Origin of the sequence: Neisseria sp. P0001.S007 (assembly GCF_051963655.1) — a bacterium.
GTDB lineage: Bacteria > Pseudomonadota > Gammaproteobacteria > Burkholderiales > Neisseriaceae > Neisseria > Neisseria subflava_A.
Window position 1 is genome coordinate 47,273 of the sequence record NZ_JBQCUB010000010.1, and the last position, 19,342, is coordinate 66,614.

Annotated in this window: 21 protein-coding genes; 9 read left to right on the plus strand and 12 right to left on the minus strand. The window is 49.9% G+C overall.

All coding sequences use genetic code 11. The annotated features are described in order from the left end of the window. Positions 1–31 precede the first annotated feature (31 nt). The 3 genes from ACTHRE_RS09310 (at position 32) to ACTHRE_RS09320 (ending at position 5,403) form a co-directional block, all read left to right on the plus strand. The gene (locus tag ACTHRE_RS09310; protein WP_440345024.1) at positions 32–2,872 is read left to right on the plus strand and encodes a DUF3418 domain-containing protein; all 2,841 of its coding nucleotides are present in this window, start codon (positions 32–34) and stop codon (positions 2,870–2,872) included. A 51-nt stretch (positions 2,873–2,923) separates the two neighbouring features. Continuing rightward, a complete protein-coding gene (locus tag ACTHRE_RS09315; RefSeq protein WP_440345023.1) occupies positions 2,924–3,643 on the plus strand; it encodes a TIR domain-containing protein in 720 nt (239 codons plus the stop codon). 329 nt (positions 3,644–3,972) lie between these two features. Continuing rightward, positions 3,973–5,403, plus strand: coding sequence for a tetratricopeptide repeat protein (locus tag ACTHRE_RS09320; RefSeq protein ID WP_440345022.1), 1,431 nt, complete (start codon positions 3,973–3,975; stop codon positions 5,401–5,403). 84 nt (positions 5,404–5,487) lie between these two features. On the opposite strand, the gene ACTHRE_RS09325 is transcribed toward ACTHRE_RS09320, so the two are convergent. The 3 genes from ACTHRE_RS09325 to ACTHRE_RS09335 all read right to left on the minus strand — a co-directional run bounded on the left by ACTHRE_RS09325 (position 5,488) and on the right by ACTHRE_RS09335 (position 7,532). Next, positions 5,488–6,258, minus strand: coding sequence for a ParA family protein (locus ACTHRE_RS09325; RefSeq protein ID WP_003681348.1), 771 nt, complete (start codon positions 6,256–6,258; stop codon positions 5,488–5,490). Between the two features lie 67 nt (positions 6,259–6,325). Beyond that, entirely contained in the window at positions 6,326–6,955 is a 630-nt protein-coding gene (gene rsmG, locus ACTHRE_RS09330) for a 16S rRNA (guanine(527)-N(7))-methyltransferase RsmG (RefSeq protein WP_440345021.1), read from the minus strand. A gap of 82 nt (positions 6,956–7,037) precedes the next feature. Next, entirely contained in the window at positions 7,038–7,532 is a 495-nt protein-coding gene (locus tag ACTHRE_RS09335; protein WP_440345020.1) for a hypothetical protein, read from the minus strand. Between the two features lie 434 nt (positions 7,533–7,966). On the opposite strand from ACTHRE_RS09335, the gene ACTHRE_RS09340 reads away from it, so the two are divergent. From ACTHRE_RS09340 to ACTHRE_RS09350, 3 genes are all read left to right on the plus strand, one after another. After that, positions 7,967–9,439 (plus strand): malate:quinone oxidoreductase, encoded by a 1,473-nt coding sequence (locus ACTHRE_RS09340; protein WP_440345019.1) that lies wholly within the window; start codon positions 7,967–7,969, stop codon positions 9,437–9,439. A 143-nt stretch (positions 9,440–9,582) separates the two neighbouring features. Then, positions 9,583–10,365 (plus strand): indole-3-glycerol phosphate synthase TrpC, encoded by a 783-nt coding sequence (gene trpC, locus ACTHRE_RS09345; RefSeq protein ID WP_049322461.1) that lies wholly within the window; start codon positions 9,583–9,585, stop codon positions 10,363–10,365. 63 nt (positions 10,366–10,428) lie between these two features. Then, positions 10,429–10,800 carry a DUF488 domain-containing protein gene (locus ACTHRE_RS09350; protein ID WP_049322462.1) on the plus strand — a complete coding sequence of 124 codons (372 nt, stop codon included), beginning with the start codon at positions 10,429–10,431 and terminating at the stop codon, positions 10,798–10,800. 72 nt (positions 10,801–10,872) lie between these two features. On the opposite strand, the gene ACTHRE_RS09355 is transcribed toward ACTHRE_RS09350, so the two are convergent. The 5 genes from ACTHRE_RS09355 to argG all read right to left on the minus strand — a co-directional run bounded on the left by ACTHRE_RS09355 (position 10,873) and on the right by argG (position 13,908). After that, positions 10,873–11,505, minus strand: coding sequence for a DUF421 domain-containing protein (locus tag ACTHRE_RS09355; protein ID WP_049322463.1), 633 nt, complete (start codon positions 11,503–11,505; stop codon positions 10,873–10,875). A 14-nt stretch (positions 11,506–11,519) separates the two neighbouring features. Further along, on the minus strand, positions 11,520–11,969 hold the full coding sequence (locus tag ACTHRE_RS09360) for a DUF3290 domain-containing protein (RefSeq protein ID WP_049322464.1): 450 nt from the start codon (positions 11,967–11,969) through the stop codon (positions 11,520–11,522). 129 nt (positions 11,970–12,098) lie between these two features. After that, entirely contained in the window at positions 12,099–12,314 is a 216-nt protein-coding gene (locus tag ACTHRE_RS09365) for a hypothetical protein (protein WP_107997267.1), read from the minus strand. Then, positions 12,307–12,522 carry a DUF4177 domain-containing protein gene (locus ACTHRE_RS09370; RefSeq protein ID WP_003749376.1) on the minus strand — a complete coding sequence of 72 codons (216 nt, stop codon included), beginning with the start codon at positions 12,520–12,522 and terminating at the stop codon, positions 12,307–12,309. Before ACTHRE_RS09370 ends, ACTHRE_RS09365 begins: the two co-directional genes overlap by 8 nt. A gap of 42 nt (positions 12,523–12,564) precedes the next feature. After that, positions 12,565–13,908, minus strand: a complete 1,344-nt coding sequence (gene argG, locus ACTHRE_RS09375) for an argininosuccinate synthase (RefSeq protein WP_004520241.1) — start codon at positions 13,906–13,908, stop codon at positions 12,565–12,567. Between the two features lie 110 nt (positions 13,909–14,018). Between argG and ACTHRE_RS09380 the strand changes: the two genes are divergently transcribed. From ACTHRE_RS09380 to ACTHRE_RS09390, 3 genes are read left to right on the plus strand one after another with little or no spacing between them, the layout of a single operon-like run. Beyond that, on the plus strand, positions 14,019–14,819 hold the full coding sequence (locus ACTHRE_RS09380; protein ID WP_440345018.1) for a competence/damage-inducible protein A: 801 nt from the start codon (positions 14,019–14,021) through the stop codon (positions 14,817–14,819). Beyond that, positions 14,819–15,445 (plus strand): phosphatase PAP2 family protein, encoded by a 627-nt coding sequence (locus ACTHRE_RS09385; protein ID WP_070748568.1) that lies wholly within the window; start codon positions 14,819–14,821, stop codon positions 15,443–15,445. Before ACTHRE_RS09380 ends, ACTHRE_RS09385 begins: the two co-directional genes overlap by 1 nt. A gap of 12 nt (positions 15,446–15,457) precedes the next feature. Continuing rightward, a complete protein-coding gene (locus ACTHRE_RS09390) occupies positions 15,458–16,408 on the plus strand; it encodes a YheT family hydrolase (protein ID WP_377073766.1) in 951 nt (316 codons plus the stop codon). A 93-nt stretch (positions 16,409–16,501) separates the two neighbouring features. Here the strand turns inward: ACTHRE_RS09390 and ACTHRE_RS09395 are convergent, their stop codons facing one another. From ACTHRE_RS09395 to ACTHRE_RS09410, 4 genes are all read right to left on the minus strand, one after another. Beyond that, on the minus strand, positions 16,502–16,795 hold the full coding sequence (locus tag ACTHRE_RS09395; RefSeq protein ID WP_003684039.1) for a helix-turn-helix domain-containing protein: 294 nt from the start codon (positions 16,793–16,795) through the stop codon (positions 16,502–16,504). A gap of 404 nt (positions 16,796–17,199) precedes the next feature. Beyond that, positions 17,200–18,000 (minus strand): type I methionyl aminopeptidase, encoded by an 801-nt coding sequence (gene map / locus ACTHRE_RS09400; protein ID WP_225905510.1) that lies wholly within the window; start codon positions 17,998–18,000, stop codon positions 17,200–17,202. A 42-nt stretch (positions 18,001–18,042) separates the two neighbouring features. Beyond that, positions 18,043–18,648 carry a hypothetical protein gene (locus ACTHRE_RS09405; protein WP_440345017.1) on the minus strand — a complete coding sequence of 202 codons (606 nt, stop codon included), beginning with the start codon at positions 18,646–18,648 and terminating at the stop codon, positions 18,043–18,045. Positions 18,649–18,715: 67 nt separating this feature from the next. Next, on the minus strand, positions 18,716–19,327 hold the full coding sequence (locus ACTHRE_RS09410; protein WP_036493677.1) for a BON domain-containing protein: 612 nt from the start codon (positions 19,325–19,327) through the stop codon (positions 18,716–18,718). Between the last annotated feature and the right edge of the window lie 15 nt (positions 19,328–19,342).

The window sequence follows — 19,342 nt, forward strand, 5'->3', positions numbered from 1 at the left end:
ATGTCGGGGAAGATGCCCGACCGACAAGACTATGCAAAATATGAAAAACCAAGTACGCGGATCAGGCATGGATGCCCGATCCAACCCAGCCAATGTTTCAGACGGCCTACAAAACAGTTCGGGCCATATCGGTGCCAACACGCGCTACCGTCTGACCAAGCTCGGCGAACAAATGGCGTGCCTGCCCATTGACCCGAAAATCGCGCGCATTTTGCTGGCGGCGAAGAAACACGACTGCATGGCGGAAATATTGGTGATTGCGTCCGCGCTGTCGATTCAAGACCCGCGCGAGCGGCCGCTGGAAGCGCGTGATGCCGCGGCCAAGGCGCACGAGCGTTTTACCGACAAGCAATCCGACTTTCTTGCCTATCTGAATATTTGGGACAGTTTCCAGCGCGAGCGCGACAAAGGTTTGTCCAACAAGCAGCTGGTGCAGTGGTGCCGTCAATATTTCCTGTCACACCTGCGTATGCGCGAATGGCGCGAGCTGCACCACCAGCTTGCCCAAACCGCGATTGAAATGGGTTTGACCACCAAAGAAGCCGCTTTCAGACGACCTCCCGAAGTCAAACAACTGACGTCGTCTGAAAACCAAGGCGACCAAGACTTATCCGCAAAACTCAAACAAAAACAACTGGATAAGAAACAACACCGCGCCCAAATCCGCGCCGCCAAAGAAGCGGGCTACGAACAAATCCACCGCGCCCTGCTCACCGGCCTCATCGCCAACGTCGGCATGAAATCGCCCGACGGCAACGACTACACCGGCGCGCGCGGCAGCCGCTTCCACCTTTTCCCCGCCTCCGCCCTGTTCAAAGCCAAGCCCAAATGGGTGATGGCAGCAGAACTCGTTGAAACGACAAAACTTTACGCCCGCGACGTGGCCGCCATCCAGCCCGAATGGATAGAGCAGGAAGCGCCGCACCTCGTCCGCTACCACTATTTCGAACCGCACTGGGAACAAAAACGCGGCGAAGTCATCGCCAGCGAACGGGTAACGCTCTACGGCCTGACCGTCTTGCCGCGCCGCCCCGTGTCTTACGGCAAAGTTGCACCTGAAGAAGCGCGCGAAATCTTTATCCGTGGCGCATTGGTGGCGCAGGAAAGCAATCTTCAGACGGCCTTTTTTGCACACAATAAAAAGCTGATTAAAGAAATTACCGAACTCGAACACAAATCGCGCAAGCAAGACGTATTGGTCGATGACGAAGCCCTGTTTGCGTTTTATAACGAACGCCTGCCCGAGCTGGTGTGGAAAGATGCGAAAGGCGGCGTTTGGGGAAGCGAAGAGGGCGGACAAAACCTGTCAGATAAAAATGCCGAACAAAACGGATCAGACAACAAGACCAATCAGCATGCCGCAAAAGGCAAAGGCCGTCTGAAACCTTTGCCCCTTGCCGATATCCGCACCTTTGAAGCCTGGCTCAAAACCGCCGAACGCGACAATCCGCGCCTGTTGTTCCTCAGTCGCGATGACCTCATGCAGCACGCCGCCGCGCACATCACCGAAGAACAATTCCCCAAACATTGGCAAACCGCAGACGGCAAATTCAAACTTTCCTACCGCTTCGAGCCGCACCATCCGCTCGACGGCGTGACCATGACCGTGCCGCTGACCGTCCTCAATCGCTTGCACGCGCCGTCGCTCGAATGGCTGGTGCCTGGTATGTTGCGCGAAAAAATCCAGCTGCTGATTAAAGCACTGCCGAAGCAAATCCGCCGCATTTGCGTACCCGTGCCCGATTTCATCACCAAATTTCTCGAAAGCAATCCCGACCGCCAAGCGGCCATCATTCCCCAGTTGGCACACTTTATCGCTAAAAGCGCCGGCGATATGCGGATTCTCGAGCAAATCGACCAAGACGCATGGGCGGCGCAAGAATTGCCCGAACACTGCTATCTGAATCTGCGCATTATCGACGACGGCGGACAAGAGCTTGCCGGCGGCCGCAAACTGCACGAATTGCAACAACAACTCGGCCAAGCCGCCGCCGTTACCTTCCGCGACAACACCCAAGAATTCGAGCGCGACAACGTTACCGCATGGGACATCGGCACCCTGCCCGAATCCATCAAATTCGCACGCGGCAAACAGCAGCTCACCGGCTACCTCGGCCTGCAAAAAGAAAAAGACGGCCGCATCGCCCTGCGCCTGTTTGACACCACCGAAGCCGCCGAACAAGCCCACCGATTAGGTGTGATCGAACTCATGAAACTACAACTAAAAGAACAAGTTAAAGACCTGAACAAAGGCATCCAAGGCTTCACCCAAGCCGCCATGCTGCTCAAACACATCAACGCCGACACCCTGCGCGACGACCTCACCCAAGCCGTCTGCGACCGCGCCTTTATCGGGGAAGACGAGCTGCCGCGCAACGAAAAAGCCTTCAAAGAACAAATCAAACGCGCCCGCAGCCGCCTGCCCGCCGTCAAAGAAGCCCTCAGCCGCTACTTGCAGGAAACCGCTGCCGCCTACGCCGAACTGAACAGCAAACTCGGCAAACACCCATTGACCCACCTTTTAAGACTACGCCTGCAAACCCTGCTTGCCCCCGGCTTCGCCAGCCATACCCCGTGGGCACAATGGCCGCGCCTCCCCATCTACCTCAAAGCCATGACCCTGCGCCTCGAAAAATACAGCAGCAACCCCGCCCGCGACGCAGCCCGCGAAGCCGATATCCAAGAGCTGGAACAAATGTGGCAGGAAAAAACCGACGGCTTAATGAAACAAGGACAACCCGTTTCAGACGACCTCGCCGCGTTTAGATGGATGATTGAAGAATTGAGAGTGTCACTGTTTGCGCAGGAATTGAAGACGCCGTATCCGGTGTCGGTGAAGAGGTTGTTGAAGGAGTGGAGTTTCTTTAGGTAATAATCTAAAATTCAATAGACTATTAAATTTTTCAAATTTATGGAGTTTAAAATGATTAAATGCTTCTTATCGCATAGTTCTAAAGATAAAGAACGTTATATAAGAATAGTTGCAGAAAATTTGAGAACAGACGCAACACTATTTGATGAAATTACTTTTGAAAAAGGTATGATGAATATTGAAGAAATTCATAATGCGCTTAATGATACATCTTTGTTTGTCATATTTTTATCTGAACACTCATTAAATTCTGATTGGGTAAGAGAAGAGCTAACATATGCAAAAGAAAAATTAGATCAAGAGCAAATAGATAGAATATATCCGATTATTATAGATGATAAAGTAAACTATAAGGATGAAAGGATTCCTGAATGGATGCGAGAAGACCTAAATATACAGCTTATCGCCTCCCCTAAAATAGCAGCTCGAAAAATCAATACTCGCCTGATCGAACTAGCATGGAAACACCATCCTAAACTTAAAGAAAGACAAGAAATTTTTGTAGGTAGAAATGATTTAATTAAAAAAATAGAAGAGCGATTAGATGACTTTGATCAAACCTATCCTATTACCCTAATTGCATCCGGACTTCCTTCAATCGGAAGGAAATCATTGCTTAATTATTCAATAAAAAAGGCAGGATTAGTTAAGGGAGCATACAAACCCATATTTATATCTTTAAATAGTCAAGATAACATAGAAGATTTTATTTTTAAACTTGCAGATAGTGGTATTTATCCTTTGTCTAATAATGAAAAAAATCAATATTAAATGATAACTTACAAAGAAAAATTGAAATACTAAAAAGAATTATCTGTCAGATAAATAATGAAAATGAAAAGATTCTTATAGAAGATTATGGTGTACTTGTACAGAGAGATGGCTCTATTATTGACTGGTTTAATGATATATTATTATCCTTTGATAATAGACTATTATTTTGTATAGCTTCACAATTTAGATTAAACCCAATTCTATATAGAAAATATCCAAAAATATTTTCTGTATCAGTAAAAGAATTAGAACGCCCAGAAAGAAATGGCTTATTGAATAGATATTCTTCTTTTCAAAATATACGAGAATCGCTTTCTGCCGACGACATGCAATTCTTCTCCGATCTTCTTACAGGGTATCCAGAACAAATTTTTTTTGCAGTCGATCAAATTAAAGAACAAGGAATTATTTCTGCGAAAAAGAATTCTCATATCATCCAACAATATTCTTCTGATAAAGCGAAAGTAATTTTTGATATCTATAAAGATAATGAAGAAATTAAAGAACTTATACTTCTTCTTTCAAAATTTGAATTTATTAGTTATGAAGTTCTATTTAAGATAGTCCCAGAAGAAAAATATTTTCCTTTGTTACAAGAATTAATTACAAATTCAATATGTGAATATATTGGAAAAGTTTCTGAATATATTAGACTAAATGAAGTATTACGTGACTATATTAGCAGAAATAGATTTGAATTAAATGCTGAATTTAATAAATCAATACAGAGTTATGCACAAAATTTCATCTCTAATTTTAATGATGATGGTTTTGATATTTCTGGATATTTTTTATCAGCTAAAGAAAATTTATTAACCAACAGTTCTGATGCATATAAATTTATTCTACCTTCGATATTTATTAGTACTATTAAAAAATTATATGACGAAGATAGAAACTACGATGAAGCCATCTCACTAGCAAACAGAGTTCTTTCAAATGAAAGAACTCTGCATAAGAATACAATAAACTTTGTTCGATTTTTAAAATGTCAGGCATTAGCTAGAAAAGGTATGAATGATGAGTTTTTTCAAGAAGTTCATAAAATCCATGATGAAGGTGAAAAAGAATTTTTGATTGGCTTTTTCTACAGATTACGAGGCAAAACTCAACAGTCAGAAAATCATCTCATCAAATCATTAGAATATAAAAAATTTAATGATCCAAAGGTACGTGGTGAACTAATTCGAATATATATTCAAAATGAAGAGTATGATAAAGCTTATGCCTATTCGAAAGAGAATTATGAAAATAGACCGGGGAACATCATTAACGCCAATGATTATTTCATATGTATTTTAATGAAAGATGATGAAAGAATCCATGTTAATGAATTAAATTCCATAATAAAAAAACTATCAATTGATCCATCAAATAAAGCTCAAGAAGTCGTTTTGTCAATGCAAGCTAGAGTTTCTTTTTTCTATAAAAAAGACCATGAAGATAGTTTTAATATAATTGATAAGGCTATTGCTAAATTTCCTCAAGTAACTTATCCTTTACTAACCAAAGCAGATTTGGCTGCTAGCTGTAGAGATACCAAGAGATTACAGGAAGCAATTGATAAGTTGGAGAAGTTGGTAAATAAAAGTGCGCAAACATATCGTTCATTTATCCGGTTTAAAGCAATATTACTTACACTAACTAACAATATGCAAGCAGCTTTATCCCTAATCGATAGTGAGTTAAATGGATTAAATCCAATATCTATCCATAAATTTAAGGAAAAACTAAAACAGTTATTTGAATCTTCATAAACTATTTCCCTTTACAACTAAACCAAAGGCCGTCTGAAAGTATTTCCCAACTTTCAGACGGCCTTTTTATATTCATATTTCTGTTTATTTTTCCAACCGTGCAATCAGTTCATCAGCTAAGTCCAGATAAGCTTGGGTGCCTTTGGCGTGGGCGTCGTAGGCGAGGGCGGGGAGGCCGTGGCTGGGGGCTTCGGCTAGGCGGATGTTGCGGGGGATGACGGTGTCGAAGAGCAGGTTGCCGAAGTGTTGTTTGAGCTGTTCGCTGACTTCGACGACGAGGCGGCTGCGGCTGTCGTACATGGTGCGGACGATGCCGGTTACATCGAGGTCGGGGTTGATGGCTTGGCGGATTTTGCGGACGGTGGCCACTAAGTCGGAAATGCCTTCGAGGGCGTAGTATTCGCAAAGCATGGGGACGATGACGCCGTTGGCGGCGACCAGGCCGTTGAGGGTGAGCAGGGTCAGGGATGGGGGGCAGTCGATGAGGACGTAGTCGTAGTTGTCGGCAACGAGCTGCAGGGCGTTTTTGAGGCGGATTTCGCGTGCGATTTCTTGGACGAGTTCGACTTCTGCGCCGGCAAGTGTGCGGTTAGCGCCCAATACGTCGTAGCCGCCTTCTTTGCTGCGGACGACGGCGTTGGGGATGTCGGTTTCGCCGAGTACAACTTGGTAAACGCCGTTTTCGATGGTGGCTTTGTTGATGCCGCTGCCTGTGGTGGCGTTGCCTTGGGGGTCGAGGTCGACGACGAGGACGCGGCGGCCTTTGGAGGCTAGGGAGGCGGCTAGGTTGACGGTGGTGGTGGTTTTGCCGACTCCGCCTTTTTGGTTGGCGACGGCGAGGATTTGTGCGCTCATGTGCTTTGCTGTCGTATTAAGTGTGGATGGCTGGATTGTACCGTTATTCGGTATGCTTGGGTTGTTTTCAGACGGCCTTTTTGCGGATGATGACGATATGGCGTTCGGCATTGAGTTGGGGGACGTGCAATGCTTCGACTTTTTCGACGGCGACGCTTTCGGGCAGTTTATCGATTTCTTCTTGCGGGTATACGCCTTTCATGGCTGCCCAGTAGCCGCCGTCTTTGAGGAGGTGCTCGGTCCAGTTGACGAAGTCGGCGAGTTCGGCAAAGGCGCGGCTGGTGATGACGTCGGCGCGGCAGTCGGCGGCGGCTTCTACGCGGCCGCTGATGACGCGGACGTTTTTAAGGTCGAGTTCGATGACGGCTTGTTGCAGAAAGGCGGTTTTTTTGGTGTTGGCATCGAGGAGGGTGATGTCGAGGTCGGGACGGCAGATGGCGGTGGGTATGCCGGGCTGTCCGCCGCCGGAGCCGACGTCGAGCATGGTTTGCGCGTGTTCGATATAGGGCAGGAGAGTCAGGCTGTCGAGCAGGTGATGGCTGACGGTTTGGGCGGGATCGCGCAGGGCGGTCAGGTTGTAGGTTTTGTTCCACTTTTGCAGCAGGGCGGCATAGTCTAGGAGTTTGGCCTGTTTGGCTTCGTCGATGTCCAAACCCAGTGCCTGTATGCCGTCGCGGAGCTGTTGCGCCTGATTCATTTGTTATTCCTTATTGGTTAAAACGCGTTGGATGTAATGGTAACGGAAAGCATGCCGTCTGAAAATGTTTGCGCCTGTTGAATCAACGTTTCATCTTGTGAAAGACGATGGGCTGCTCCGGCGCGCGCGTGAGCTGTTTGGGCAGGGTCAGCATGGCGATGATCCATACGGAGAGGGTGTAGTAGAACACGCCTTGCCCACGCATGCCTGCCAATGCGGCATTGCCTAAGATGGCTTCAAAAATCAAGCCTGCCACCGCTGAGGCACACGCTGCGACACCGGCAAGGAAGATGGCGTAACGCGAATGCCGGCGCATCATTTTTTTATACGCCAGCTTGGTCAGTCCGCCGGCAATCGGCAGGTTGAGGAAGGCAAACATGCCGCAGACAAACCATGCAACGGAATCCTGCCAACCGCTTTGCCATGCCCATGTGCCGTCTTTGACCGTTATCAGCAGGCCTTGGCCGTCTGAAAAGGCGATTTGCACGATATTGTGCAATATCATCGCCAGCGGCAGGGTGAGGAACATCAGTGCGACCAATAGGGGGCGGTAGGGTTTTTCTTGTGTCAGATACATGGCGGTTTGCCTTGTTGTGGGATAAGTCGAAATGATAGCAGATTGGCGGTTGATTCACGTTTGTTAGCGCTGAAATTGCTGACAAAAACGGTCAATTAAAAAAGAAATGAAAAATTCTTTTTTCTTAGCAAACGTTGGCGGATAAAGGTTAAGAAAACGTTTTCAGACGGCCTAATCTCTTATTTTTATATGAACCGAACAGAAAATCTTTGCATTTCTCCGTAAAATCTACTAAATTCTCAATAACATATTATAAAGACCTGAAATCTGGAACCCAAACCGAAACTGCCTTCCGCCATTTACGCTCGGAAACTCAGCAGGCAACAAAAGTTTCACATACAACAAAAATACAAAATAATTCCTATGAAATCAGTTGTTTATAATGATAGATAACCACAAGGCAAACCATGCCTGACTTTAGTAGGAGTAAAACCATGGCTGAAGCAACCGATGTCGTATTAGTAGGCGGCGGCATTATGAGCGCTACTTTGGGCGTATTGCTCAAAGAACTCGAACCGTCTTGGGAAATCACCCTGATCGAACGCTTGGAAGATGTAGCGTTGGAATCATCAAATGCATGGAACAATGCCGGTACGGGACACTCTGCACTGTGTGAATTGAACTATGCGCCCCTGACTGCCGACGGCACGATCGATCCGACCCGTGCCCTCAATATTGCCGAACAATTCCATATCAGCCGCCAATTTTGGGCGACTTTGGTTGAAGAAGGCAAACTGACCGACCGCACTTTCATCAATTCCGTCCCCCATATGTCGCTGGTGATGAACACTGACCATTGCAGTTATCTGCAAAAACGTTTCGACGTGTTCAAAACCCAAAAACTCTTTGAAAAAATGGAGTTTTCTACCGACCGCGCCAAAATTACCGAATGGGCGCCGCTGGTTGTCAACGGTCGTGATGAAAGCCAACCCATTGCCGCCAACTACTCCGCCGAGGGTACGGACGTTGATTTCGGTAATCTGACCCGCCAAATGGTGCAATATCTGCGCGAAAAAGGCGTGAAAATGGAATTCAACCGCCATGTTGAAGACATCAAACGCGAATCTGACGGCGCGTGGGTACTCAAAACCTGTAACACCGAAAACCATGAAGACCATTTGACCCTCCGTACCCGCTTCCTCTTCCTCGGTGCAGGCGGCGGCGCACTGACCCTGCTGCAAAAATCCGGTATTCCGGAAGGCAAAGGCTACGGCGGCTTCCCTGTTTCCGGCCTGTTCTTCCGCAACAGCAACCCTGAAACTGTTGCCCAACACAATGCCAAAGTGTACGGCCAAGCTTCCGTTGGCGCGCCTCCTATGTCCGTTCCACACTTGGATACCCGCAACGTAAACGGCGAACGCCATCTGATGTTCGGCCCATACGCAGGCTTCCGCCCCAACTTCCTCAAACAAGGCTCGCTCATGGATCTGCCGATGTCCATCCAAATGGACAACCTTTATCCTATGCTCCGCGCCGGTTGGGCTAATATGCCGCTGACCAAATATCTCTTGGGCGAATTGCGTAAAACCAAAGAAGAACGCTTCGCTTCGCTCTTAGAGTATTATCCGGAAGCCAATCCTGACGATTGGGAACTGATTACCGCCGGTCAACGCGTACAAATCATCAAAAAAGACCCGAAAAAAGGCGGCATACTCCAATTCGGTACCGAAATCGTTGCCCATGCCGACGGCTCGCTGGCCGCATTGCTGGGCGCGTCTCCAGGCGCATCAACCGCCGTGCCTTTGATGATTAAGCTGATCAACCAATGCTTCCCGGGCCGTATCGAGGCATGGTCAGGCCGTCTGAAAGAATTGGTGCCCGGCTACGGTATCAAGCTGAACGACAATCCGACTTTGGCGGACGAAATCATCAGCCACAATGCGTCCGTTTTGGGCATTCATCACTAAATTGAAGCAGACACAAAGGCGGGCATTCTTGCCCGCCTTTTTTCAAACCATTAAAATAGCGGCATTCAGGCCGTCTGAAATCTAATCTGCGACAGCATGTTGCACGATTCAAACTCGAAAATCAGCCCCAATAGAAAAACGCCATGACCGATATTCTCAACAAAATCCTTGCCACCAAAGCAGAAGAAGTGGCCGCCCAAAAAGCCGCCGTTTCCTTGGAAGACATCAAAGCCCAAGCGCAGGCTGCTGCGCCGGTTCGTAGCTTTATCGGCTCGATCCGTGAAAAACACGCGCAGAATCTGCCCGCCATTATTGCCGAAGTCAAAAAAGCCAGCCCAAGCAAAGGCCTGATCCGCCCTGATTTTCATCCTGCCGAAATCGCCGTTGCCTATGAAAAAGCCGGCGCGGCCTGTTTGTCCGTGTTGACGGACGAACCTTATTTCCAAGGCTCACCCGAGTATTTGAAACAGGCGCGTGCGGCTGTGGCGCTGCCGGTCTTGCGTAAAGATTTCATCATTGACGAATACCAAATCTATCAGGCGCGCGCGTGGGGTGCGGATGCGGTTCTTCTGATTGCCGCCGCCTTGGAAGCAGAGCAGCTTGAGCGTTTTGAAGCCGTTGCCCACGAATTGGGCATGACTGTCTTGTTAGAATTGCACGATGCGTCCGAGCTGGAAAAATGCCGCAACATGACCACGCCGCTGTGGGGCGTCAACAACCGCAACCTGCGTACGTTTGAAGTGACCCTGCAACAAACCCTCGATCTCTTGCCTGAATTGAACGGTAAAACCGTTGTAACCGAAAGCGGCATCCGCAACAAAGAAGACGTCGATTTCATGCGCGGCCACGGCGTGCATACTTTCCTGATCGGCGAAACCTTTATGCGTGCCGAAGATATCGAAGCCGAAGTCAAAAAACTGTTCTAAACCTAAAAAATATCAGGCCGTCTGAATTTTCAGACGGCCTGAATCCATTGGAGACGAGAAAAAATGTTTACCGTACAACGCATTTATGCTTATCAGCCGAATCCCGAACAGACCGCCGTCTTTATCGACCGCCTTTATCCGCGCGGCGTCCATAAAGAAGTTTTCGCTACGGCGATTTGGCTCAAAGACATTACGCCCAGTGCAAACCTGCGCCGCTGGTATCATGAAAATCCGGCTGAGAATTTTGACGGTTTTGTCAGCCGTTATCACGAAGAGCTGCAAGGCGATACCGAGCAGGCCGCGATCAAACGGCTGCTGGATTTGGAGCGGCAACACGGCAATATCCTGCTGCTGACCGCCGTCAAAGATCCCCGGCATTCCCACGTCTCTGCGCTGGCTCAATTTTTGGGCACAACGTTTGAATATCGCGATTAAAAAATCAGTGTTTGGGCTGAATACAAAAAGGCCGTCTGAAATTAAGGTTTCAGACGGCCTGCTATTTTCAAATCAAGAAGGATAACGGTGTGCCACCAATTTTCCGTCTATGTATTCGCCGATATAGACTTGCGAGGCTTCAAGGTGGAGGCGGTCGAGTTCTTGTTGCAGCCACTCTTCATCACGCTTAATGATTTCGAGGATGTCGGGGTCGACTTGGCCGTCTGTAATCAGTGGATAGCGCATGCTTTCGTCGCCGTACTTAATGACGGCGAGCTGGCCGTTTTGTTCCATCACGGCACGTTTGACGGCAGAGATTTCGTAGATGCCGGCGGCGCGGAGTTTGAACATGAGGTCGTGTGCGCTGATGCCGTTTTTCATGCATTCATCGGTTTGGATTTTGCCGTTGACGATAACCCAGACGGATTTGCCGTCAATGATGGATTTGACCCAGCGGTTGTGGTTTTTGATGAATTTCAGGCTCAAGACCAACAGCGTCCACAAAATCAGCACGAGGAAAAATTGCAACAGGCCGACGCTGTCGCTGTAAATCACGCCACCGATGATGCCGCCGAGTACATAGTTTTGCACTTGGTCCATGGCGGAGGTCGGCGCGAGGTTGCCTTTACCTAAGAGGTTGATTTGCAAAATCAAACCTAAAATACCCATCAGCAGTTTGAGGGCGAGCAGGGAGTATGCTTCCATGTGTGTGTATCCTGTTATTCTTTATCGATGAGTTCGATATTGTTGTTGACCAAATTGATGGGCGTCAGCGTGTAGGCGGAGAAGTCTTGATTGAAATGGACTTCGTAATATTGGCTTTTGATGCCGACAATCATGCCGTTGAACAGGCGCGTGCTGTTGACGATGATGTCTTGTTTTTCAACTTTTTGGTTTTCAATCAAGGCATTGAGAAAACCCACCATGCGCGAAGTATCGGCGGCAAAGTTTTGACGCTCGCTGTATGAAAGATATTGCGTGCCGCAGATGAGGATGAGCAACAACAGCGCAATAATGCTCAGGTCGCGGTATTTGGTGTCCATACGGTGGCGCAGGTATTGCGATACGGCGAGCAGGAGGATGACGAGGGCGGCGAAAATCAGGACGTATTTCAAGTAGTCGTTGAAATACATATGGTTTTCAAGATAAAAGTGGGAAAAGAATTTCATGGTATTTGATAAATTTGGGAAGGGTAATAAGGCCGTCTGAAACTTAAATTTCAGACGGCCTCGTCTATTAAACAAGGATGTTGCGTCAAGGTTTCGGATAAAGCATACATGGTGCTTCCTGAAGTAGTATCAGTTGATAAATCCGTCGTCTTTCATTTTCTTTTCGGCAAAATACTGGCTGATGACCAGCAAACTGGCCAGAATGATAATGAAAAGACCTGCCATGGTCAGGGTGATTTTGAAAAACAAATCGGCGTCGATAAAGGCAAACCACAGTTGCAAAATCAAGAGCAACACCCAGCCGACGAACAATCCGAGACAGGCATAGACGCCGAGTTTAAACACGTTCTTTTTCCAAAATGACGACGTAGGCTTCACGCACGAAAAACAGCAGCATGCGGCGTTGGTCTTTTTCCATGGTAACGACCTTCCAGCCTTGCGAAGCGTGGCTGTTGAGGAAATCGCTGAATTTGACCGGATTGATTTTGGCGCTGCCGAAAACCAAACTGGACAGCAGGTTCTCTTGATAAATGACGGCTTTATATTCTTTCATTTTATTCCTTTAAAAATAAGGGGGCTTTAAAGCCCCCTCATTCTACTCCTTATTATTCAACTGCGGTAATACGGAGCCTTCGCCCAATGCCAACAAACCGCTTTGCGAGTAAATACCCAGTTTGGCGCGGGTGTCGGTGATGTCGAGGTTGCGCATGGTCAGTTGGCCGATGCGGTCGAGCGGTGTGAACGCTGCGTCTTCGACTTTTTCCATGCTCAGGCGTTCGGGTTGGTAGGTCAGGTTGGGCGATTCGGTGTTCAGAATCGAGTAGTCGTTGCCGCGACGCAGCTCGAGGGTAACTTCACCGGTAATGGCTTTGGCGACCCAGCGTTGGGCGGTTTCGCGCAACATGAGGGCTTGGCTGTCAAACCAGCGGCCTTGGTAGAGCAGACGGCCGAGGCGCAGGCCGTTGATGCGGTATTGTTCGATGGTGTCTTCGTTGTGGATGCCGGTTACCAAGCGTTCGTAGGCGATGTGGAACAATGCCATGCCCGGGGCTTCGTAGATGCCGCGCGATTTGGCTTCGATGATGCGGTTTTCGATTTGGTCGCTCATGCCCAAACCGTGGCGGCCACCGATGCGGTTGGCTTCGAGGAAGAGTTCGACGGGGTCGGCGTATTCTTTGCCGTTCAATGCAACCGGCACGCCTTCTTCAAAGCGCACGCTGACTTCTTCGGGTTTGACTTCGACGTTTTCGTCCCAGAAGGCAACGCCCATGATGGGTTTGACGATTTTGATGCCGCTGTTGAGGAATTCCAAGTCTTTGGCTTCGTGGGTGGCACCCAGCATGTTGGAGTCGGTGGAGTAGGCTTTCTCCACCGACATTTTGTAGTTGAAGCCGTTGGCAATCAGAAATTCGCTCATTTCGTGACGGCCGCCGAGTTCGTCGATAAATTGTTGGTCGAGCCAAGGTTTGTAGATTTTCAGCGCGGGATTGGTCAAGAGGCCGTAACGGTAGAAACGCTCGATGTCGTTGCCTTTGTAGGTGCTGCCGTCGCCCCAGATATTCACATCGTCTTCTTTCATGGCGGAAACGAGCATGGTGCCGGTTACGGCGCGGCCCAAAGGCGTGGTGTTGAAATAGGCGATGCCGCCGGTGGAAACGTGGAACGCGCCGCATTGGATGGCGGCAATGCCTTCGTGTGCCAGTTGTGCGCGGCAATCAATCAAGCGGGCGTTTTCTGCGCCGTACTCCATCGCTTTTTTAGGAATGGCGTTGTAATCGTCTTCGTCGGGCTGGCCGAGGTTGGCAGTGTAGGCATAAGGCAGCGCGCCTTTGAGTTTCATCCACAGCAGTGCGGCAGAGGTATCAAGACCGCCGGAGAAGGCGATGCCGACTTTTTGGCCGACGGGGAGATTTTGTAAAATGGTGTGGTTTTGGCTCATGGGAATTTCTCCAGACTTGAAAAGTTGAAACCATTATCTTATAAATGGAATATATTGTCAGCAATTAGGCCGTCTGAATGTTCGGAAGGCCGCATTAAAGAAACCTCATCATGAACGCTTTTAACCTCATCATCATCGGCGACGAAATCCTGCACGGCAGCCGCCAAGACAAGCATTTCGCCTTTTTCAAATCTTTATTGGAATCGCGCGGGCTGAAGCTCAATCAGGTGCAATATCTGCCTGATGAACCCGAATTGCTGGTCAAACAACTGCGCCGCAGTTTTTCAGACGGCCTGCCGACTTTCGTTACCGGCGGTATCGGCTCTACGCCTGACGACCACACCCGCCAAGCCGCAGCGGCTGCTTTGGATTTGCCCGTCGTCCGTCATCCTGAAGCCGCCAAGTTTATCGAAGGCGTAACCCTGAAACGCGGCGAGCCGCTTGATTCGCCGGAGCACGCCCAACGCCTGAAAATGGCGGATTTTCCCGAAGGCGCGGAATTGGTGCTCAATCCGTTTAACAACATCGCCGGATTTTCCATCCGCGGGCATTATTTCTTCCCCGGCTTCCCCGTGATGGCGCACCCGATGGCCGAATGGGTATTGGAAACTTATTACGCCGACCGCTTCAACCAAACCGAACGCGGCAGCCGCAGCGTGTATGTGTTCGACCAACCCGAATCGCGCATTACGCCGATTATGGAACATCTTGAGCGTACCTACGCTGGTATCCGTTCGTACAGCTTGCCCACCGTGGGCCGTACCGATTCAGACGGCCGTTATACTCCGCCGCATATCGAATTCGGCATCAAAGCGGAAGGCGAGGCCTGCCGCTTGCTGGATGCTGCGTGGGAAGATGCGTTGCAGGGTTTGCAGGCGATTGGCGCGACTTTGAAAGAAACGGTGGAATAATGCACTTATCCCCGGCCCAATCCAGACGCGCACTGACTTTCGCTTCTTTGCTGTTTTTACCGCCGACCCTCATTATCGGCATTTGGCTGGCGCAATATGGCGGCTTTGCTTTTGAGCCGCCGCTGATGCACGCCGTCCATGCCCACGCAGGAACATGGTTTGACCCGATTGCCACCGTGTTGCACTATCTGGGCAAAACCGCGATTGCCGTGCCGCTGATCGGTGCAGTCGCTGCAGCCCTGTATTTTGCCGATAAGAAGCGCGAAGCACTGTTTTGCGTGTTGGCGGCATTGGTGCCGACTTTGAACATGCTGATTGTGAAGGTTTGGTTTGCCCGCGAACGTCCGCTGCTTTGGCCGCGCCTGATTGAAGAGAGCAATTTTTCCTTCCCCAGCGGCCACAGTACGTTTTCCGCCGCCATTGCCGTCATGCTGATATTGCTTTGCCGCCGCACGCGCTACCGCCGCGCCGCTTGGATAGGCGGTATTTCCTTTGCCCTGTTGACCGGGTTTTCACGCATTTATTTGGGCGTGCATTATCCCACCGACGTTTGGGCAGGTTGGACAAACGGCACGCTGACTGCCTTGCTGGTGTATATGCTCATCTTCAGGCCGTCTGAAAAATAGAAGAAATAAATCATGAATACACGTTCACCCAACACGCCTTATTGGCTCAGAAACGGCCATGCCGAGACCCTGTTTGCCAAGCTGCTGCAAGGCAAGGCGCCCGACTACCGCCGCGAGCTTCTGCCCGACAGCACCGGCAAAACCCAAGTTGCCTACGATTTTGTCGACAGCGCCGATCCCGATGCGCCGTTGGTGGTTTTGTTCCACGGACTGGAAGGCAGCAGCGAGAGCCATTACGCGGTCGAATTGATGAAAGCCGTGCAGCAGCGCGGTTGGAACGGCGTGGTTGCCCATTTCCGCAGTTGCGGCGGCATAGAAAACACAGCGCCCGTGTTCTACCACCTCGGCGATACGCCTGAAATCGCCTTTATGCTCAACACGCTGGCACAACGCTATTCAACCATCTATGCCGTCGGCGTTTCTTTGGGGGGTAATGCCTTGGCCAAATATTTGGGCGAACAGGGCAGCAATGCCGTTCCGCATGCTTCTGCCGTCGTTTCCGCACCGGTTGATGCCGTGGCGGCCGGTACGCGTTTTGATCAGGGCATGACGCGACTGATTTACACGCGCTATTTTTTAAATTCGCTGTTGCCGAAAGCCCAGGCGATTCCTCAGTTTCAGACGGCCTTAAGCCAGCAAAACTGCAAAACGCTTGGCGATTTTGACGACCGCTTTACCGCGCCGCTACACGGTTTTGCCGACCGCCACGATTACTACCGCCGCAATTCCTGCAAGCCGTTCCTGAAAGGCGTGGATACGCCGTTGCTGTTGCTTAATGCCGTCAACGACCCTTTCCTGCCGCCGGAAGCCCTGCCGACCTGGCGGGACGTGTCCTCGGCTGTTACGCTGCTGCAACCGGCATACGGCGGTCATGTCGGCTTTGTCAGCCGCAATCAAGGCCGTCTGAATCTGCAATGGCTGCCGCAAACCGTGTTGAACTATTTCAAACAGTATCAGCCGTAAATGAAAAAGGGCATGTATGCGACATGCCCTTAGGGTATAGAAAGTAAAAAGGCCGTCTGAAAAGAGTTTCAGACGGCCTTTTGAATAGCTTGATTATTTGCCTTTGTCGGCTTTGGCTTCTTTTTTCAGAGAAGCGTACAACTCAGGGTCGCGGTTTTTCAGCAGGGAAGCAACGGCCAAGTCGTCACGGTTAACTTTAGCCAAATCTACGCGCTCGATGTGTACCAAACGCAGCAATTCGCGTACAGGTTTAGGCATATTGCGGCCGGACTCGTAACGGGAACCACCGGATTGAGTCACACCAATGCGACTCCAGAAGTCCATTTGGTTCAGGCCGAGTTTTTTACGGATATCGCGGATATTTTCAATTTTTTCGAACGATTTCATGAATCTTCCTTATTGTGGTATTTAGTGTATGCCATTAGGCATAAAAAAGGTCTGCAAGAATGCCGGCATCCTTTTCCCTATTGTTTTTTGGGGTGATATGTGGGCGTATTGCAAATGGCTGATCTAGATAATTAGACAGTATATTCGAAAGAAGTTTTCTGCTGTCTGCCATAATTTGTGTAAATATTTCTTAATTCATTATTTCAGTAAAATTTTGTTATATAAATCATTAAATTATGCGGTTATCTTAGATATGGCATAAGCAAATTTTTACATAATTAAACAATTCAATCTGGGTAAAAACTTAATTTCGAGTTTTTATTCGGTTTTCTGGATTGAGAATGCGAATAAATTTTAGGCCGTCTGAATCTATGTTTTCAGACGGCCTGAAGGTTTTTTCAAGGTTAAGGCTTACCGCTGGCAGGGCTGACGGTGAGGATTTCGTAGCCGGTTTCGGTAACCAAAACTTCGTGTTCCCATTGGGCGGAGAGGGAGCGGTCTTTGGTGACCACTGTCCAACCGTCGTTCAGGATGCGCAGATGGCGTTTGCCTTGGTTGATCATCGGCTCGATGGTGAAAATCATGCCCGGTTTGAGGACGAGGCCCTCACCTTTGCGGCCGTAGTGGACCACTTGCGGCGCTTCGTGGAAACCGCGGCCGATGCCGTGTCCGCAGAATTCCTGTACGACGGAGTAGCCGGCATTTTCGGCAACCTGTTGGCAGGCATAGCCGACATCGCCGAGGGTAGCGCCGGGTTTGACCGCTTCGATACCCGCCATCATGGAGGCGTGGGTCACGTCGATCAGGCGTTGGGCAATCGGGGAGACTTTGCCGACGGTAAACATACGGCTGGAATCGCCGTGGAAGCCGTCTTTTTTAATGGTCAGGTCGATGTTGACGATGTCGCCTTCTTTCAGCGGCTTGTCATCGGGAATGCCGTGGCAGATGACGTGGTTGACGGAGGTGCAGCAGGATTTCGGGTAGGGCGGGTTGCCGTAGTTGAGGGGGGCGGGATAACCGCCTTGGACGTTGACGTGGTAATCGTAAACGAGTTTGTCGATTTCGTTGGTGGTGACGCCGGGTTTGACGAATTGGCCGATGTAGTCGAGGGCTTCGGCGACCAAGCGGCCGAGTTCGCGCATTTTTTCGATTTCTTCGGGGGTTTTGATGATGACTTTGTCCATGAGGTTTCCTTCTTGTTTCAGACGGCATGGGGGCCGTCTGAACGGGACGGGTGTGCCGTCTGTTTAAAACAGGTTGTCGAGATTGTCTTTGTTGCGCGGTTTGGTTTGTGGTTTGGTCTCAGGCTCGGCTTTGGGAGTCGGTTTGGACTCGGGGGCTTTGGCTTTTGCCGGTTTGTTTTCTGCTGCTTGTGCGGCCGGTTTGCTGTCTGCGGCTTTGTTTGCTACCGGCTGGCTGTCTGTTTGAGGTGTGTTTGGAGCGGCAGGGCTGCTGTTGTCGGATTGTGTTTTTTCTGATTTGTCGGTTTCGGCGCGTTTGTTTTCTGTGCGTTTGCTGCGGTGTGTAGTGGGGCGGTCATTTTTTACACCTTCTTCCGCTTTTTCGCCTTTTTCGTTTTGTGGGACAACAGGATTGCCGGAGGCGGTTTTCGCGTCGCCTTCTTGGGCGGGTTGGACGGTTTCAGGTTCGACTGCGCCGTTGGGGCGCCAAACTTCAATGCGTGTATCGGTTTGTTCGGCAGGGCTTTTTTCGGGTACGTCGGTTTTACCGGAGTTTAGGGTGCTGAATACGCCGGCGACAAGGGCTGCGACGGCGATAAAGCTGACAAGGAATAAAGCGCGGATTAGGTGTTTGGGCTTAAGTTGGAAAGGGGTTTTATTATTCTTGGACATGATGGGTCAGGTAATCGTTGGAGGAATGGCCGTCTGAATATTCAGACGGCCCCGGGTTGCCTGTGAATCAGTTGGCAACGTAGTTTTGATAGAGGGTCACGACTTTTTGTACGCCGACGGTCGTGCTGACTTTTTGGGTCACGCGAGCTTGCTCGTCGGGCGTGAGGATACCCATGACATAGGTCACGTTGCCGTAAGTTACGATTTTGACACGTGCTTGGGTGGCCGGGCTGAGGCCCAACAGGGCGGCGCGGACTTTGGATGTGCCCCAGGTGTCGTTGGTCACGTCGCCGAGCGAACGCGCTTGCGAGGCGACGGTAATGTAGTTGTACACGCCTTCTGCGGCTTGTTCGGAACGGGCGATACGTTCAACAAATTGTTTTTCGCCTTCGGTGGCCACTTGGCCGAGCAGGAGCAGGTGGCGGTTGTAGCCGACAACGTTCAGTTTGGGCTTGTAGCCTTCGACTTGGTTGTTCTGGCGCAGGTAGGAGCGTGCGGTGGTTTCGACACGCAGGGCCATAACGTTGTCGTCGGTTTGCGCGCCTGTGGTGCGGCGGTCGACGGCGGATTTGGTGCCGACGGCAGCACCGCCGATCAGTGCGCCGACGCAGCCGCTCAGACTCAGGCTCAAGAGGGTCGCTGTCAGAACGGGGAGGGCGTAGCGTTTGATATTCTTCATATCCTTTTCCTTGGG